1 protein-coding gene is annotated in these 494 nt (G+C 56.7%); it reads left to right on the top strand.

Annotated features, from left to right (window positions below; translation table 11 throughout):
* Window positions 1–174 precede the first annotated feature (174 nt).
* Entirely contained in the window at window positions 175–366 is a 192-nt protein-coding gene (locus ACTHUR_RS19150; RefSeq protein ID WP_440400362.1) for a hypothetical protein, read from the top strand.
* Window positions 367–494 lie beyond the last annotated feature (128 nt).

Genomic DNA, 494 nt, shown 5'->3' with positions numbered 1-494 from the left:
CGGCACGACATGGAACAAACCCCAAGGCGCCGGACAAGCCGCGCCCGAAACGCAAACTGAGGAATAATCCGCCCGTAGAGGTCGTCTGAAACCGTCTTTTCCGTTTCAGACGACCTCAAACATAACCGCCATCCCGTTCGTCCCATATCTGCCGTCCTTCACAAGGAGAAAACCATGCGTTCCCTCGCCCTGATTTTCGTTACCGCCGCCATCCTGAGCGGCTGCACCACAGACCGCGACGACTTCGACAGCCGTCCTGCCGACACATCCGCACGCACGCCCCTGAAACCGACCACACTCGACCGCTTGGAACGCGGCAGCCATGCCGACTCTTACCGGTTCACCCCCAAACCCAATAAACCATAACCTCCAAACGTCCACACGCCAAACCCAAATAAAAAGGTCGTCTGAAACCCCAAAACCCCGTTCAGACGACCCCTAAATACCCCCTTCATCAACATTGCATTCGAGAAAGCCCATCATGTCCGCCACAC

It is taken from the genome of Neisseria sp. P0021.S007 (genome assembly GCF_051956855.1).
This window is presented reverse-complemented; position numbering and strand designations above follow the sequence as displayed.